This window comes from Streptosporangium sp. NPDC053982 (assembly GCF_055585205.1).
The window spans coordinates 52625-69198 of the sequence record NZ_JBVJKQ010000007.1 but is presented as its reverse complement, the minus strand read 5'-3'; the positions used below and the strand labels follow the sequence as shown (position 1 = coordinate 69198).

Below are 16574 nucleotides of genomic sequence, written 5' to 3'. Positions count from 1 at the left end.
GTGTCCTGGTCGCACGCGCCGTGAGCGGCCTGACCGTGAGCGGCACGGTCGTGAGCCGCGGTGTCCTGGTCGCACGCGTCGTGAGCGGCCTGATCGTGAGCGGCGCGGTCGTGCACCGTGAGGACGGGTAGTTCGCGGGGGCGTTCTCGTCCGGTCACCGCGGCTCGTATCCCGCCATCAGCTCCCGGACCGCGCCGGAGAACAGCCCCGGGCCGATCGCGTCGGAGTGCGCCAGCCCTTCCGCGGTGAGGCGCAGCCACCCGGAGGCGTCCGTATCCAACCACCCCCGGTCGGCGAGGCGGTCGAGCTCGGCGCCGAAGTCGGCCGTCGCCCCGGTGCCGAAGCGCGCCCGGTAGGCGTCCGGGTCGAGCCCTTCGGCCTGGAGCAGGGACTGGATGAGATGACGGCGGCGGCGCTCGTCGTCCCCCAGGCGGAACCCCACGTTGGCGGCGGTGAAGTCGCCGGGCTCCAGCCGTACGTAGTCGTCGATGATGGCGCGCACCTGACGGGTGCCGACCGCGTACTCGTGGGAGTAGTGCAGGGCGGAGGTGTAGGAGCGGGCGCCGCAGCCGAGCCCGACCATGCCGTCGCTCTGGCAGCAGTAGCCGGTCGTGTGGGCGGGGCCCGCCGTACGGGCGGAGGCCGGCAGCCGGAACATCCGCATGGACACCTGCTCGTACCCCGCGGCGAGCAGGTGGTCGCGTCCCCGCCGGTAGAGGCCCAGCCGGTGGTCGTCCCAGTCACGGGCGCGGCGGCCGAGACCGGTGAGCGGCCGGACGTACAGCGGGTAGAGGTAGATCTCCTCGGGTTTCCAGGCGAGCGCCGCGTCCAGCGAGTGACGCCACGACCGGGCGTCCTGCCCGTCGATGCCGTAGATGAGGTCGAGGTTGAGCGTCTCGAAGCCGGCCTCCCTGATCCGGCCGAGCGCCGCCTCGACCTCCTCGCGCCGCTGCGGCCGGACCGCCGCGCGGGCCTCGGCGTCGACGAAGCTCTGCACGCCGATCGAGATCCGGGTGGTGCCCCGCTCGGCCAGTACCGCCAGGCGGTCGGCGGTCGCGGTCGCCGGTGAGGTCTCCACCGACAGCGGCACGGCCCGCAGGTCGACGCCCATGGTCCGCTCGGCCAGGTCGAACAGCCGGGTGAGCTCGGCCGCGCTCAGGTAGGTGGGGGTGCCGCCGCCGACGGCCGCGACCGCGAACACCGGACCTGCCGGGGCTCCGGGAGCGCCGGAAGCACCGCCGGGAGCGCCGGAGGCACCGGGGGCGCCGTCCAGGGCCGCGTCCAGGGCCTCCCGTACGGCGCCGGCCTGGCGTTCCAGGGCGTCCAGGTAGGCGGCGACGAGCTCCTCCGGCGCGCCGGTCCGGGTGAACAGGTTGCAGAACCCGCAGCGCATCTCGCAGAACGGGATGTGCAGGTAGAGGGAGAGGCTGTCCATCGGCTCGCCCTCCCACACCCGCCGCAGCGGTGGGCGCGGGTCCAGCGGCCGGTAGGCGGTTTTGTGCGGGTAGGCGTAGACATAGCTTTGGTACGGCCCACCCCCAGCCGAGCCGTCGGCGATCATCGCCATTCCCCCTGTTCCATCGTGAACTCTCCATAGGGCACGGTCCAGACCACCTCGTGGCCGATCCGATGACCGATATATCCGTCTTCACCGTAGGCGGTGCCATGATCGGAGCAGACGATCGCGAAGCCCGGACGCCTGCTGCACATCAGCGCGAACAGCCTGCCGATGTGCCGGTCGACGTACTCCAGCGCGGCGGCGTGAGTGTCCCGCCCGTCCCCGTGCTCGCGGGTGGCGCCCGGCAGATGGAACCAGTTCGGCTGGTGCAGCGCCGAGACGTTGACGAACAGGAACACCGGTCCCCGGGCGTCCCGCACCGCCCGCCCGGCGCACTCGATCTGCGCCTCGAACGAGGTCGGCGAGGTCACCCCGAACGCCGGCTCCCAGTGACTCTCGGCGAACAGTCCCGGCAGCGCGGAGCCGAGCGGGGTGAGCTTGTTGAAGAAGCCCACCCCTCCCACGCAGACCGTGTGGTATCCGGCCCGGGCCAGCCCGCCGGGCAGGTCCGCCGCGTCGAACACCCAGGTGCCCTCGGCCGTCGTCTCGCTGCCGGGGAACTCCGCCGCGAACAGCCGGGGATGCGGTCCCGGCGCGGCCGGGGTGGGCAGGAAACCGGCCAGGATCGCGGCATGCGCGGCATAGGTGAAGCCGCCGGGGCTGTGCCGGCGTTCCCACCGCCCGCCGGGCAGCGCCCGGGCCAGGGTGGGCAGCCTCCCCGCCCTGATCAGCTCGTCGGCCACGTCGTAGCGGAGCGTGTCGAGCGTCACCAGCAGCAGGTCGTGGCTGCCCACGATCGCGTTCATGTCCCGGATCGCACCCGGCGCGCCGCCCCGGCCGCCCCTCGCCCCGCCGCTCACCCTCTCGCCGCTCACCGTGTCACCGCCACGTGGGAGAAGGCCGCGTGGCCCGCGGGTGGGCCGCTCTCGGGTGGGCCGCTCTCGGGCGGGCCGCTCTCGGATGGACGGCCCGTGGACGGATGGCTCACGGATGGACGGCCCGTAGGCGGACGGCCCGCGGGCGCGCCGGAGGGCGTGTGGGCGGGAGCGTGGCGGGCGAGGACCGCCCAGACCTGGGCCGCGTACGTGTCGAGCCCCTCGGCCGCGCCTCCCGGCAGGCCCGTCAGCCCGGGCAGCAGGTCGCCGAAGGCGTTGACCTCCGCCACGGCGACGCCGCGCCAGTCGGCGCCCACCATCACGTCCACCCCGGCGCACAGGCTGCCGGGAAAGCACGCCGCGGCCCGCGCGCAGGCGTCCAGGAGCCGTTCCCAGCCCCGCGGGCCGAGCCGCGCCCGGACCGCGCCGAGGTCGCCGCGCACGCCGCCGAGGTGCAGGTTCGTCATGGGGGTACGGGCGGCACGGACGACCGCGTGGGTGGGCGTGCCATCGACGGTGACCACCCGCAGGTCGATCACCCGGCCGCCGAGGCCCGCCTTGGGGAACCACCGCTCCACGTGGAGGCCGTCGGCGGCCAGCAGGTCGACGATCGCCGCCACCTCGGCCTCGGCCGTGTAGGAACGCACCCGGAGCGAGTTGTGCAGCTCCGCCGCGTCCCGCTCGCCCCCGGCCCGGTCGTCCCCGGCCCGGTCGTCCCCGTACGGCACGGCCCCGGCCGGTTCGCCCCGGGTCAGCTCGGCCGAGGTCACCGCCTTGATCCTGGGCCCGGCGACCTGCAGGGCGACGACCCCGGAGGCCGACGAGCCGTGGGCGGGTTTGACGAACACCCTCCGCCAGCCGGCCCGGTCCATCCGCTCGCGCAGTTCGGCGTAGCCGCCGACCGGTCCGGGCAGGGCGGGCGGCACCGGCACCCCGGCCGCCGCCAGCCTCGCGTGGCACCGGCGTTTGTCGAACATCACCGCGATCTCGTCGACGTCGGCGAGCAGCACCGCGCCCGGCGTGCGGGTGACGGCCCGGCGGATCCGCTCCAGCCCGGCCGTCAGGGCCGCGTGCCAGGCGGCTCCTCCGCCGGCCCGGGTCGGCCGTCCGGGGCCGCGCAGCAACGCGTCGGCCTCGGCGTCCTGGCCGGGCGACTCGATCCGCACGAGCGTCCCCGGTTCAAGCCGGATCTCCTCGCCCCGCAGCACGCGGGTCCACGGGACGACCGCGGGCGCGGGCAGGCCGTACCGGGCGCAGGCGGCGGCGAACAGGGTCACCCTGCGGTCGCCGGGTGTCCCGACGACGGCCGTCCTGACCGGTGTGTGATCACCGTGCTCGGTCACCTGGGGTCCTTACGGAATCGAGGTCGAATCGGGGCCGGGTCGGGGCCGGGGCCGGATCAAGGGCGGAGCCGGGATCGAACCGGGGCCGAGGCCGGGGCCGGGGCCGGAAACGGGTCGAGGCCGGGAGAGGGCGGCCGGAGGGGGTCACTCGGCCACCGCGACGTAACGCCAGTCGTCGTCGGGATCCTCCCGCTCCGACAGGTCGACCTCGACGCCGGCGAAGGCCGCCCGGACCCGCTCGACCATCTCCTCGCTCAGGTAGTGGTGGTGCAGGTCGAGGCGCTCAAGGTGGGTCAGCGGCTGGCCGGACAGCAGCGCCTCGGCCCCGGCGTCGGTCAGTGCGCCCATCGACAGGGACAGCGACGTGAGCCGTGCGACCACCGGCGCCGACGCCACCGCCGCGGCGATCTCGTCCTGGATCTCACTGTCCTGCAGACCCAGGTGGCGCAGGGCCGGCAGTCGCTCGCCGGACAGGATCGGTGCCAGGTCCGCCACGGTGGCGTCTCCGCCGTACTCCTGGACGCCCAGCCACAGCTCCAGGTATTCCAGGGCGGGAAGGTCGGACGCCGCGACGCCGCGAACGACCTGGGCGGGCAGACCGCCCGTCTCGAACCGGAGCACCCTGAGGTTGGCGTGACGGACCGGGCTCAGCATGAGCTCGGTGCCCCCGCGCACCTCCAGCCGCTCCAGCAGCGGGAACGCCTCCAGCAGCGGGGTGACGTCGCTCTGCTGGATCCAGGAGATCTCACACTCCTCCGACGGCATCGCGCCGAGGAACAGGGAACGCAGGGCCGGGAGGCGGCCGGCGTTCTTGACGAGCAGGTCGACGACCCCCGAGCTGTCCTTCTCGTAGGCGTCCTCCCAGCCGCCGACGATCAGCGCCCTGACCGCGGTGGTGTCCGTCTTCTCCAGGAACGTCGCGAACCGCTGTTCGAAGCCATCCCCCGAGTCGTAGACGTCCTCGGCGATCCGCCACGCCACCCGGTCGGCGGCGGGCGTCCGGTCGCCTTCGCCGTCCGGGAGCGCGATCGGCAGACCGGCGTAGGTGCCGTCGTAGAGACCGTCGACGCGGTCGGTGAACTCGGTGTGGTCCATTTCGGGGGCTCCCGTCAGGTGGTATGCGACAGGAGACGTCCTACCAGAGATCACCGACACCCCGGCAACCGCGGCCTCCCGCCGATGTCGCGCCTCACCGGGGAAGCGGGGCCTCCCGGAAGCATCCGGTGACCGATGGCGAGCCCGGGAGGCATGAGGTGATCGACGGTGGCCCTCCGGGGCCGCCGGGTGACCGGCGGGTCTCCGTTTCCGGCCGCGCGGGCCGCGAACGGCCGGCGGCGAGCCGGAACAACCGCGGGATCCCGGTGATTGTGACAACCATGGACAACGGTCATCTCAGGCTCCGTTCGGCCGCCGGCCGGTGGGTGCTCCTCGCCACCGTGCTCGGCTCCGGCATGGCGCTGCTGGACAGCACGGTCGTGAACGTGGCGCTCCCCACGCTCGGCCGCGCTCTGGACGCCGACGTGGCGGGCCTGCAGTGGACCGTCAACGCCTACACCCTCACCCTGGCCGGCCTGATCCTCCTGGGCGGCTCACTGGGCGACCGGTACGGCAGGCGGCGGGTGTTCCTGGTCGGCGTGGTGTGGTTCGCGCTCGCCTCGGCCGCGTGCGGGCTGGCGCCCGGGGTGGAGGCGCTGGTCGCGGCCCGGGCCCTGCAGGGCGTCGGCGGCGCCCTGCTGACCCCCGGGGCGCTGGCGATCATCCAGTCGTCCCTCGTGCCCGAGGACCGGCCCCGCGCGATCGGCGCCTGGTCGGGGCTGGGCGGGGTCGCGGCGGCCGTCGGGCCGCTGCTGGGCGGCTGGCTGGTGGAGACGGCCGGCTGGCGCTGGGTGTTCCTGATCAACCTGCCGCTGGCCGCGCTCGTGGTGGCGGTGACCGTACGGCACGTGCCGGAGAGCCGGGACGCCGGGGCCACCGGGCGGTTCGACATGCTCGGCGCGGCACTGGCCGCGCTGGCGCTGGCCGGGATCACCTACGGCCTGATCGGCCTGTCGGCGCCCTGGGTGGCGGCGGGCGCGGCGCTGGGCGCGGGGTTCGTCTGGCTGCAGATCAGGCGCTCGCCGGACGCGCTCGTGCCGGTCGGGGTGTTCGCCTCACCGGTCTTCGTCGCGGTCAACGCCGTCACGCTGGTCATGTACGCCGCGATGGGCGTGGTGTTCTTCCTGCTCGTCGTCCAGCTCCAGGTCTCGGCCGGCTTCTCGCCGGTGGCCGCCGGGTCGGCGATGATCCCGATCACCGTGCTGATGCTGCTGCTGTCGTCGAGGGCGGGCGAGCTGGCCAGGCGGATCGGCCCGCGCGTCCCCATGACGGGCGGCATCCTGCTGTGCGGCGCGGCCCTGGTGCCGATGTCGTGGATCGGCCCCGGCTCCCCCTACGTCACGGGCGTGCTGCTGCCGGTGTCGCTGTTCGGCCTGGGCCTGTCGGCGGCGGTGGCGCCGCTCACCGCCACCGTGCTGGCCAGCGCCGCCGACCGCTACGCGGGCGTGGCCAGCGGCGTCAACAACGCCCTGGCCAGGACCGGCGGGCTGCTGGCGGTCGCCGCGGTCCCGCCCCTGGTGGGCCTGACCGGCGACGCCCTGCGGGACCCCGTGGCCTTCACCGCCGGGTTCCGCATGACGATGCTGGTCGCCGCGGTGATGATGGCGGTCGCCGCGGTGACCGCCTTCTGCACCGTCCGCCGCAACGTCCTGACCGGAGAGGACGGTGCGTCGCTCAGCGGCGCACCGGCCGGGCCAGACCGGGATGGTCGGTGACGATCCCGTCGGCGTCGGAGGACAGGTCCGCGGTGAGGCCCTCGCTCCCCCTCCGTCCGGCCTCCCGCCCCCGGGGAGAACCGGCCGACGGCACCGACGCGCCCCCGCAGAGCCGCCGGGGCGCCGGGTCAGAAGGTGAACGCCTGCCGGCGGACGCTGTTGTCGAAGTTGGACACCAGCAGCTCCGGCTCGCCGACCGTGCGGATCATCGGCAGCCGGGTGAACAGCTCGCGGAACATCGTCCGGATCTCCAGGCGGGCGAGGTTGGCCCCCAGGCAGAAGTGCGGGCCCGGCCCGCCGAACCCGACGTGCGGCTTGGTGTCGCGGGTGATGTCGAACCGGTCGGGATCCGGGAAGACCGCCTCGTCGCGGTTGGCCGAGCCGTAGAAGAGCACGACCTTGTCCCCGCGCCGGAGGCGCAGGCCGCGCAGGTCGTGGTCCCGGGTGACGGTGCGGCGGAACTGCATGATGGGCGAGATGTGGCGGACCATCTCCTCGACGGCCCCGCCGACGCGCCCGTCGAAGTCCTCCAGCAGCGCGCTTCGCTGGTCGGGGTGGTCGGTGAGCAGCTTCATGCCGTGCGCCATGGTGTTGCGGGCCGTCTCGTTGCCCGCGACGAGCAGCAGTGCGAAGAACGATCCCAGCTCGCGGTCGGTGAGCCTCTCGCCGTCCACGTTGGCGGTGACCAGCGCCGAGATCAGGTCGCCGCGCGGCTCCCTGGCACGTTCCCGGCCGAGCCGGATCACCAGGCGCTGCAGGGCGAGGAGCGCGACGGTGTTCTGCGCGGCCATCCGCACGGTGTGCGGCAGGCTGGGGCGTATCCCGCTGTAGGCGGTGGAGATGTCCACCTGCCGGTGCACCGCGGCCCGCACGTCGTCGGGGATGCCCATCATGTCGCAGATGACGTGGATGGGCAGCCGGGCGGCGACCTGGGTGACGAAGTCGCGCGGCCCCTCGGCCAGCACGTCGTCGACGATCCGGGCGCACGCGGCCTCGATGCCTCCCTGCAGCCCGGCGAGCATCTTGGGGCTGAACGCGCGCGAGACGATGCGGCGCAGCCGGGCGTGCCGGGGGTCGTCCATGTTGACCATGGACTCGCCGAACACGTGCTTGACCCAGCCCGGCGGTTCGGGGCTGGTCACACCCGGCTCGCTGGAGAACACCCTGGCGTTGCGGCTGGCCTCCACCACGTCGGCGTGCCGGACCAGCGCGTAGAAGCCCTTGCCGGAGCGGAGCAGCGGCACCCGCTTCTCCGCGAAGAACACCGGCCGATCCAGCGCGCGTAACCGGGCGAACGCCTCGTGACGCTCCTTGGGCGGACGACGCCAGAAGTCGAGATCAGCCAGGTCGATGTGCATGGCCTCAATCCTGACACGCCCTTTACCTGAGCCGATCACCCCTGACCAGGTCTTTACCTTACGCGGTCGTGATATAGCGCATCCCGTACCCGCGTCCGCCACGGGGATTTCATCTCCTCGTGAGCCGGATGTCCGGGTCCTCCCGGAGCATTCATCTCATGAGAGCAGCGCTCCTCACCTCCGCCGTCGTCGCCTCCCTCGGCCTCTCCCCCGCCGCCTCCGGAGCCCTCCCCGTGGTCTCCGGCGCGGCCGCCGCCCCCGCGTACCCCGCGTACCCCGCGGGCACCGCGGGCACCGCGGGCACCGCGGGCACCGCGGGCACCGCGGCCCGGTCCTGCTCCGGGGTGCCGTCCGACTTCGACGGAGACGGCCGCGCCGACCTCGCGGTCGCCGCGCCGTACACCCGGGTGGGCGGCCGCGCCCGCGCCGGGGCGGTCACCGTCCTTCCCGGCGGGCGCGGGGAGAAGAGCCTGCTCACCCAGGACTCCCCCGGCGTCCCGGGCGAGGCCGAGACCGGCGACGCGTTCGGGTCGGCGCTGGCGGCCGGCGACTTCGACGGCGACCGGTGCGCGGACCTGGCCGTGGGCGTCTCGGAGGAGGACCGCTCGCGGCCGGACGCCGACGGCTCCGGCGTGGTGCAGCTGTTCCACGGCTCGCCGGACGGCCTGCGCCCCGGCCGGGTGATCGACGCCCGCGATCTGGGCGGCAGACGCGGCGCCGACCGGTTCGGCGCCGCGCTGGCCGCCGGGGACCTCGACGGCGACGGCGACGACGAACTGGTGATCGGCATCCCGGGTCTGGGCGGGGGAGGCGTCGGGGTGTACGGCCTCACCGGGCGCGCCCCCCGGATCGTCACGCAGCGAACCGGCTGGGTCGGGCAGCGGGAGGCGCAGACCGACCAGTTCGGCGCGTCCCTGGCGACCGGCGACTTCGACGGCGACGGCCGTGACGAGATCGCCGCCGGCACCCCCGGCGACTCGGTCCGCGCCAGGGGGCAGGGCTCGGTGACCGTCCTGGACGTCCGCCGCCGCACGGCGCGCCTGCTCACCCAGGACAGCCCCCGGATCGCCGGCCGGGCCGAGGACTGGGACTCCTTCGGCGCGGCCCTGGCCGCCGGCGACTTCGACGCCGACGGCCGCGACGACCTGGCGGTCGGTGTCCCGGGCGAGGGGCTGACCAGGGACCAGCGGGCGATGGACTACGGCGACGGCACCGTGGACGTGCTCTACGGCTCGCCGGGCGGGCCGGGGGCCGGGCGGACCGAGGCGTGGTCGCAGCGGTCGCTGCGGGGCGAGCCCCGCTACTTCGACAGGTTCGGCGCCGCGCTGGCCGCCGGGGACCTCGACGGCGACGGCGACGACGAGCTGGCGGTGGGCGTGCCGGGCGAGAACGCCGTCCAGGTGCTCGCGGGTACCCGCTCGGGCGGCCTGACCCGCGCCGGCAACGCCCTGGTCACCGGCCGGGACGGCGGCTTCGGCTCCGCGCTGGCCGTCCTCCCAGGCCGGGGGCTGGCGGTCGCGGCCCCGCTCGGGGGCAGGGTCGCGCTGGTGCGCGTCCGCCCCGGCGGCGGGAAGGGCGGGCGTCCGGCGGCGGCGACCCTGGCCGCCGCCGCCGGGGACGCACTCTTCGGCTACGCCCTCACCGGACCTTCGACTTCGCGGTGACGTGGCTGCGGATCGTCTTGGCGAGCGCGCCGAGCGAGGTGTGGCGGTCGGAGGTGACGGCCGCGCCGAACTTCGCCACGGCGGTGCCGCGGCGGCGGACCACCCAGCCCCGGATCTTGACGGTCGTCGAGTCCCCCTTGTCGAGCGAGGTGACCAGGCACCGTACGGAGCGTCCCTTGGCGGAGCACTTGACGCTGCGCGGCTTGGCGATCACCTTGACCTTGCGGAAGGCACGGGAGAAGTCGCCGGTGAGCGCCATGTAGTGCTGTCCCTTGGCGCTCTTGTTGCGGACCTTGATGGTGTAGGTGAGATAGCCGCCCCGGTGGGTGTACTTGGGGAAGTACACGTCGTAACGGAACTTCCTGGGGGGAGCGGCGGCGGCCTGGGCGGCCGCGGCGGTGGCGGCCCGGGCTGCGGCCGCGGGGGGCGCCACCGCGGCGGCCGGTGAGGCGGGGATGAGGAGGGTGCCGCCCGTCGCCGCGGCGAGAGCCGCGGCGGCGAGCCTCGTGGAGAGGTAGCTCATACGCCGCATCATCCATCAAAAACACCCGGATTCTCCGGGTTGTCCGGAACGAATTCGACGCGGCCGCGGCCCGGTGCGTGGCCGGGACCTGTGCCACGCGCCGTACGGGCGGACGGACGGGGTTCCGGTGGGCGCGGTGCCGGGCGTCGCCGGAGCCCGCTCAGACCAGGGCGGACCGCCCCGCCGGGACGGTGAACCGTGCCCCGGTCCGCGCCGGGGCGCCCCGCCTGCTGATGTGGTCGAGCGTGCGGAAGTCCGCGCTGAGCTCGTCGGCGGTGACCCGGCAGACGATGTAGCCGCGCCGCTGGTCGAGGTAGGAGATGTGCGGGTTCTCCGCGACCGTCTCGGCGATCTTCCCCTCGTCGCGGTAGCCGTCGCCGTCACTGGAGATCGAGGAGGTGACCAGTTCCACCGCCACCCTCGGCGATTCGGGGTCGTCGAAGTCGAGCCGCAGGTCGGCCGCGTGGTGCATGTGCGCGTCCCCGGTCAGCACGACCGGGTTGGCCGCGCCGGAGTCGCGGAACCCGGCCAGCAGCCGGGCCCGCTCGGCGGCGTAGCCGTCCCAGGAGTCCAGGTTGACCTCCGACCCGGGGCCGACCCTTGCGTCCTTGCGGGCCATCAGGACCTGCTGGCCCACGAGGTTCCACCGGGCGCCGGAGGCCGCCAGGCCGTCCAGGAGCCAGCGCCGCTGGTCCTCCCCCAGCATGGAGCGCCCCGCGGCGAGCCGGTCGTCGCAGCCCGCCCTGGCGCCGTCGTCGCACGCCTGGTCGTCGCGGAACTGCCGGGTGTCGAGCAGGTGGAAGCGGGCCAGCGGCCCCCAGTCCACCCGCCGGTGCACGCGCATCGACGCCCCGTGCGGCACGCTCGCCCGGCGCAGCGGCATGTTCTCGTAGTAGGCCCGGAAGGCGTCGGCCCGCCGCCGGGCGAAGTGGGGGGTGCCGTTGCTGGAGACGCCGGCCGCCCAGTTGTTCTCCACCTCGTGGTCGTCGAAGGCCACCAGCCAGGGCGCGGCGGCGTGCGCGGCCCGCAGGTCGGGGTCGGTCTTGTACTGCGCGTGCCGCAGCCGGTAGTCGGCCAGCGTGGCGCACTTGTCCCCCGCGTGCCGCCTGACGGCGCCGCCCAGGGCGGTGTAGCCCCGGTGGGCGTACTCGTACATGTAGTCGCCCAGGTGGACCACCAGGTCCGGCTCCTGCTCGGCCAGCCGCCGGTAGGCCGTGTAGTACCCGTGCTCGTAGTGGGCGCAGGCGGCCACCGCCAGCGTCAGCGGCGACAGGGCGGCCGGGGCGGTGCGGGTCCGGCCGGCCGGGGAGACGTGCCCGGCGGCGCGGAAGCGGTAGAAGTACTCCCTGCCGGGCTCCAGCCCCTCCGGCTCGACGTGGACGCTGTGCGCCGCGCCCGGCCGGGCGGTCGCGGTGCCGTGGCGGACCACCCTGGCGAACCGCTCGTCGACGGCGACCTGCCACTCGACGTCCACGTCCCGGGAGGGCATCCCGCCCCGCCCGTCCGGGGCCAGCGGATCGACGGCCAGCCTGGTCCACAGCACGAACCCGTCCCGCGACGGGTCGCCGGAGGCGACGCCCAGGGTGAAGGGGTCGCGGGCGAGGGTCCGGGCCGGCAGGCCGGCCCCGGTGAGCGTCAGGCCGCCCGCTCCGGCGGCGGCGATGGTCAAAAACGCTCTGCGTGTCGGCTTCTGCTCCACACCGCCAGTGCAGCCCGCCGCGCTTTCCCGGCCGTGGCCCGCGGGACACGGCCGGGTGAACAGCCGCTGCACAGGCGCGCCGCGAACCGGGTGCCCGCCGTACGGCGGGGCGGCACCGGCCCGGCGACCGGGGCGGGGCCGCCGGGGGGCGCGGACCGCGAAGGAGACCGTACGGCCGGGCGCGGTCTCAGGCGGGCGCCGGGACGCCGAGGTACGGCGCGAGGTGGGCGTTGAGCGCGCCGCACCCCAGGTACTTCTCCACGGTGTGGAAGTCGAACCGGTCGAGGTTCACCAGTGCCTCCTGATCCACTCCGGTGAAGCAGGCGCGCAGGCTCGGGGGGATCGCCGCGATGTCGTCCTTGTCGGCGATGTTGACCCAGCGCCGCACCCCCGGTGGCCGGGCGCCCCAGCCGTTGACCGGCGCGGGCAGCAGCCGCTCGAAGATCACGTCACGCATGCCGAGCGGGCTGCCGAGGGTGATCAGCAGCTCCACCTCCAGGCCGGGATCGGACCACAGCGTCTCGTAGGCCACCACGCTGCCGAGCGAGTGCGCGATCACCGCCTTCGGCCTGTTGCGCCTGATCGTCTCGGCCACCGCCGAACGCACCTTCGCCCGCACCCCGCCGTCCGCCGCGAGGTAGGCGGCGACGTCCGGGCAGAAGAACCCGGCGAAACCGGCCGCGTCGGAGTGCATGCGGCCCAGCAGCCAGCGGGTCATCCGGTTCAGCGCCCCGGTCAGCCCCTCCCCCACCGCGTCGAGCTGCTTGGCCCAGGCGACGAAGACGGCCTGCGTCCCGGCGTCCATGCGCTCCACGGACCGCTGCGCCTCGTCGCCGTGCCCGCCCAGCAGGTGGGCGTAGTAGGCGATCTCGGCGAGGTAGCGCTCCCCGCCGTACGGCCGGCCGCCGGTCAGCCCGGCGTGCAGGTAACGGTCCCACTTGCCGCGCATCGCGGCGGCGGCCCCCGCGACGGAGTTCCCGGCGTCGCGGTAGTAGTGGTACTTGCCTATCCCGTGCACACCGACGATCTTGTCCACGTGCCCCGTCCCTCGCTCGACCGATCCGCGTCCGCCCCCGGCCGGCCGGGGCTCCGGCGCCGGAGTCCGTCCGCGTCCCGCCGGGGGAGTCCGTACCGCCGGCGACCGGCGGTCACCGGGCCGCAAGCAACTGTGACGGAAGCGGCGGCGCGCCACAAGAGCATCTTCCGCCGGTCGACACCGTATGGGACATAAATCGCTTGATCGACGGGTTTGGCCGCTGGTTATCCTGGAACCCTTCCCCCGGGGAGAACCCACCGCCACCCGCACCCGCCATGAGGAGCCAGCGCCATGCCCGGTCCGCTTCAGATCAGCGGCTCGGTCATCGTGCCCGAGGCCGAGCTCCACTGGCGCTTCTCCCGCTCCTCGGGACCGGGCGGCCAGGGGGTCAACACCACCGACAGCCGGGTCGAGCTCGGCTTCGACCTCGCCGCCACCGACGCCTTCCCCCCGGCCCTCAAGACCCGCGCCCTCTCCCGCCTGGGCCCCCGCCTGGTGAACGGCGTCATCACCGTCACCGCCTCGGAGTTCCGCTCCCAGCTGCGCAACCGGGAGGCCGCCGGGATGCGCCTGGCCCAGCTCCTGCGCGAGGCGATCGCCCCGCCGGCCAAGAAGCGCCGACCCACCAAGCCCAGCCGGGGCGCCGTCGAGCGCCGCATCGCCGACAAGAAGCGGCGCTCGGAGCTCAAGCGCCTGCGCCGCGACGGCTCCTGAGCCGGGCTCCCCTCCACCGGGGACGCGCTTCCGGCCGGGACACGGGTCCGCGGCGGGAACATGGGGCCGCCGCCACGGCCGAAGCCGGCCGTGCGGACGGTCGCCGGGAGTCGTCCCCGCCGTTTCACGAGCGGTCAGACGCAGCCCCATCTGATGCCCTGGAAGTCGACCCCGTTAGCCCATTTAAACCATTTACCCTTTCCCGGGCGGACGATGTAGCAAGGGCTGTCCAGCCCCACCTTCCTGATCGAGAAGGAAACGGTGTACGGGCACCGGTTCTCGACTGTCACCGTCTGTGTGATGATTCCCGAGGAATGCGAGTAGCGCACGCATTTCGGGGCGCTCTCCGACACCCTGCCGGGCGCTCCCACGGCGTCCGGCGACGCCGCGGGATCGCTCCGCCCGGACTCCGGATCGGCCGGGGCGGCGTCGCCGAGAGCGGCCTCCGGGCCGCCCGGTGCCGTCCCGGCCGTCCCACCCGGCTCGACCGGCCCGTCCGGGGACGCCCCCCACTCCTTCAGGGCGGTCGCCGGGTCGCCCGGCGTCGTGCCGCCGGGATCCAGGGCCCCCGCGAACCTCTCCCCGGCGGGGGACCGCCTGGCGTCGTCGGCCCTCGCCGGAATGGCGAGGGCTCCGGCCAGCAGTGCCGCCGCGGACAGCGTCAGCCCGGCATCGCGGATGTTCCGATGAAGCATGACTTCCCTTTCCGAATGACCCGGGCAGGGATCGTCCTTCACCCGCCCCTCTTCTTGATATCCGGCATGACGTCAAAACTCATTCTCGCTCTGTTTCGACATGGAAGGTCTTTTACCGCCCTCCACGAGAGATAAAAGCATACGATTTTCCAAAAATACTGATTTGTCGCCCGACGGAGACAGACCGCCCCCCGCGCGAGGCGCGGCCGCACCCCGCGGCAGGGCGACCGATTCCAGCGCGGGACGCACCGGAGAACTGCCTATGCATGACAGATTCCGGACACCCGCCGCCCTCATAACGTGGTGACCCGTACCGAAGAGGGCGGAGCGCGAGCGCCCGCCGCCGTCACCACCAAGGGAGGACCCCATGACCGCCTACGCCATCGCCCACCTGCACCGGACCGAGGTCGGCCCCGAGATCACCGAGTACCTCGAGAGGATCCAGGACACCCTGGACCCCTTCTCCGGCCGCTTCGTCATCCACGGCCCGCCCGCCGAGGTCCTGGAGGGCACCTGGCCCGGCGCCCTGATCGCCATCTCCTTCCCCGGCATGGCCGAGGCCCGCGCCTGGTACGACTCCCCCGCCTACCGGGAGATCCTGCCGCTGCGCACCCGCAACGCCGACGGCGACACCATCCTCATCGACGGGGTGCCCGAGGGCCACCTCGCCACCGACGTCCTCAAGGGCTGATCCCGAAGGCGGGGTCCGTCCCGCCCGGCCACCGGCGCGCGGCCCGCTCACAGGGCGGGCCGGCGGTCCTCCATCTCCCACAGATGGTCCAGGACGTGCCAGGCGATCCGGCGGGCGGCGTAGCGGGCCGGCCAGCCGCCCGGCACCACGGGCCCGCCGCCGGACGGCTCGGCCAGCACCGCGGAGATGTCCGCCCGCAACGCCGCCAGACCCTCCGCGTCGCGGAACGGACGGTGCCGCACCCCGATCTTCCGCGCGTACGAGCGCTCGGCCTCGATCACGTGGGCCACCATCTTGTCGCGGTCCCGGCCGCCGCCCCGCGGCCCCTTGCGCAACTCCTCAGGCGAGGCCGCCGCCGCCTCGTCGAACAGCTCCCACCCCGCCCGGACCAGCGCGGCGGCCCGTGCCGCCTCCGCCGCCTCCACCGGCTTGCCGTCCAGCTCCGGGACCAACCAGATCGTCCCGAAGTCGGTCATGTCGGTGCCCCGGACCCGCTCCACGACCACCGGGTCGCCCGGCTCGAACACCAGCCCGGCGCGCTCGGCGACCGGCCGGTAGCGCGGCGCGTAGTCCGCCAGCGCCTCCAGCGCCGACTCCTCCGACCGGCCGATCCGGCACCACCCCGGCCACTCCACCGAGCAGGCGAAGACCTTCTTGGGACCGGCTTCCAGATAAACGTCCGTCATACCGCCCCAGCGTGCCACCGGAACATGACAGCCCCCGTCAGGTACGGCCGGCCCGTCAGGCCCCCGCCTCGACCATGTCGATCAGGTCCGCCACCGAGTTGACCACCTGGGACGGCCGGAACGGGTAGCGGTCCACCTGGTCACCGCCCATGACGCCGGTGAGCACCAGGATCGTGTGCAGCCCCGCCTCCATGCCCGAGACGATGTCGGTGTCCATCCGGTCACCGATCATCGCGGTGCTCTCGCTGTGCCCGTCGATGGCCCGCAGCGCGCTGCGCATCATCATCGGGTTGGGCTTGCCGATGAAGTACGGCGAGACCCCCGTCGCCTTCGTGATCATCGCGGCGACCGCGCCGGTGGCCGGCAGCGACCCCTCGGTGGACGGACCCACCGGGTCGGGGTTGGTGGCGATGAACCGGGCGCCGCCCTCGATCAGCCGGATGGCCCGGGTGATCTGCGTGAAGCTGTAGGTGCGGGTCTCACCGAGCACCACGTAGTCGGGGTTGATGTCGGTCAGGACGTACCCCGCCTCGTGCAGGGCGGTGGTCAGCCCCGCCTCCCCTATCACGTAGGCGGAGCCGCCGGGCCGCTGCAGGGTGAGGAACTGGGCCGTGGCGAGCGCGGACGTCCAGATCGCCTCCGGCGGGATGTCCAGCCCCGCCGCGCGCAGCCGTACGGCCAGGTCCCGCTGCGTGTAGATGGAGTTGTTGGTCAGGACCATGAACCGCTTGCCGGAATCGCGCAGGCGCCGGATGAACTCGTCGGCTCCGGGCACCGGCTGCCCCTCGTGGACGAGCACCCCGTCCATGTCCGACAGCCAGCACTCGATCGGCTTGCGCATCTCCACCGTTCCCTCATCTTCCATGACATCGGGCTTCGAACAGTCCAATGGGACAAGGATGGCAGGAGGGGTGCGAGCGGC

The 16574-nt window shown here is 73.9% G+C and carries 15 protein-coding genes; 4 read left to right on the top strand and 11 right to left on the bottom strand.

Annotated elements, in window-relative coordinates:
• Positions 1–154: 154 nt before the first annotated feature.
• From ACZ6W9_RS13980 to ACZ6W9_RS13965, 4 genes are all read right to left on the bottom strand, one after another.
• Positions 155–1567 (bottom strand): STM4012 family radical SAM protein, encoded by a 1413-nt coding sequence (locus ACZ6W9_RS13980; RefSeq protein WP_389962876.1) that lies wholly within the window; start codon positions 1565–1567, stop codon positions 155–157.
• Positions 1558–2364 carry an STM4013/SEN3800 family hydrolase gene (locus tag ACZ6W9_RS13975; RefSeq protein WP_389962873.1) on the bottom strand — a complete coding sequence of 269 codons (807 nt, stop codon included), beginning with the start codon at positions 2362–2364 and terminating at the stop codon, positions 1558–1560. Before ACZ6W9_RS13975 ends, ACZ6W9_RS13980 begins: the two co-directional genes overlap by 10 nt.
• A 65-nt stretch (positions 2365–2429) precedes the next feature.
• Positions 2430–3776: an STM4014 family protein gene (locus ACZ6W9_RS13970; RefSeq protein ID WP_389962870.1), complete on the bottom strand. Its 1347-nt coding sequence runs from the start codon at positions 3774–3776 to the stop codon at positions 2430–2432.
• A gap of 144 nt (positions 3777–3920) precedes the next feature.
• Positions 3921–4871 (bottom strand): STM4015 family protein, encoded by a 951-nt coding sequence (locus ACZ6W9_RS13965; RefSeq protein WP_389962867.1) that lies wholly within the window; start codon positions 4869–4871, stop codon positions 3921–3923.
• Positions 4872–5152: 281 nt separating this feature from the next.
• Between ACZ6W9_RS13965 and ACZ6W9_RS13960 the strand changes: the two genes are divergently transcribed.
• Positions 5153–6586, top strand: a complete 1434-nt coding sequence (locus ACZ6W9_RS13960; RefSeq protein ID WP_470117994.1) for an MFS transporter — start codon at positions 5153–5155, stop codon at positions 6584–6586.
• Positions 6587–6714: 128 nt separating this feature from the next.
• On the opposite strand, the gene ACZ6W9_RS13955 is transcribed toward ACZ6W9_RS13960, so the two are convergent.
• Positions 6715–7944 (bottom strand): cytochrome P450, encoded by a 1230-nt coding sequence (locus ACZ6W9_RS13955; RefSeq protein ID WP_362938179.1) that lies wholly within the window; start codon positions 7942–7944, stop codon positions 6715–6717.
• A gap of 158 nt (positions 7945–8102) precedes the next feature.
• On the opposite strand from ACZ6W9_RS13955, the gene ACZ6W9_RS13950 reads away from it, so the two are divergent.
• The gene (locus ACZ6W9_RS13950; protein ID WP_470117992.1) at positions 8103–9608 is read left to right on the top strand and encodes an FG-GAP repeat protein; all 1506 of its coding nucleotides are present in this window, start codon (positions 8103–8105) and stop codon (positions 9606–9608) included.
• Here ACZ6W9_RS13950 and ACZ6W9_RS13945 read toward each other — a convergent pair.
• The 3 genes from ACZ6W9_RS13945 to ACZ6W9_RS13935 form a co-directional block, all read right to left on the bottom strand.
• Positions 9583–10131, bottom strand: a complete 549-nt coding sequence (locus tag ACZ6W9_RS13945) for a hypothetical protein (protein ID WP_470117990.1) — start codon at positions 10129–10131, stop codon at positions 9583–9585. The two genes, ACZ6W9_RS13950 and ACZ6W9_RS13945, sit on opposite strands and share 26 nt — an antisense overlap.
• 160 nt (positions 10132–10291) lie before the next feature.
• Entirely contained in the window at positions 10292–11830 is a 1539-nt protein-coding gene (locus tag ACZ6W9_RS13940; RefSeq protein ID WP_470117988.1) for an alkaline phosphatase D family protein, read from the bottom strand.
• 187 nt (positions 11831–12017) lie between these two features.
• Complete coding sequence (locus ACZ6W9_RS13935) at positions 12018–12866, bottom strand: hypothetical protein (RefSeq protein WP_470117986.1); 849 nt, start codon at positions 12864–12866, stop codon at positions 12018–12020.
• Between the two features lie 291 nt (positions 12867–13157).
• Between ACZ6W9_RS13935 and arfB the strand changes: the two genes are divergently transcribed.
• On the top strand, positions 13158–13580 hold the full coding sequence (arfB, locus tag ACZ6W9_RS13930; RefSeq protein ID WP_470117985.1) for an alternative ribosome rescue aminoacyl-tRNA hydrolase ArfB: 423 nt from the start codon (positions 13158–13160) through the stop codon (positions 13578–13580).
• Positions 13581–13714: 134 nt separating this feature from the next.
• Here the strand turns inward: arfB and ACZ6W9_RS13925 are convergent, their stop codons facing one another.
• Positions 13715–14317, bottom strand: coding sequence for a hypothetical protein (locus ACZ6W9_RS13925; protein WP_470117983.1), 603 nt, complete (start codon positions 14315–14317; stop codon positions 13715–13717).
• Between the two features lie 325 nt (positions 14318–14642).
• On the opposite strand from ACZ6W9_RS13925, the gene ACZ6W9_RS13920 reads away from it, so the two are divergent.
• Positions 14643–14966 carry a DUF1330 domain-containing protein gene (locus ACZ6W9_RS13920; RefSeq protein WP_389962843.1) on the top strand — a complete coding sequence of 108 codons (324 nt, stop codon included), beginning with the start codon at positions 14643–14645 and terminating at the stop codon, positions 14964–14966.
• Between the two features lie 47 nt (positions 14967–15013).
• On the opposite strand, the gene ACZ6W9_RS13915 is transcribed toward ACZ6W9_RS13920, so the two are convergent.
• Together ACZ6W9_RS13915 and ACZ6W9_RS13910 are read right to left on the bottom strand one after the other, a co-directional pair.
• Complete coding sequence (locus tag ACZ6W9_RS13915) at positions 15014–15652, bottom strand: hypothetical protein (protein ID WP_389962840.1); 639 nt, start codon at positions 15650–15652, stop codon at positions 15014–15016.
• A 55-nt stretch (positions 15653–15707) separates the two neighbouring features.
• The gene (locus tag ACZ6W9_RS13910) at positions 15708–16517 is read right to left on the bottom strand and encodes an HAD-IIA family hydrolase (protein ID WP_389962837.1); all 810 of its coding nucleotides are present in this window, start codon (positions 16515–16517) and stop codon (positions 15708–15710) included.
• Between the last annotated feature and the right edge of the window lie 57 nt (positions 16518–16574).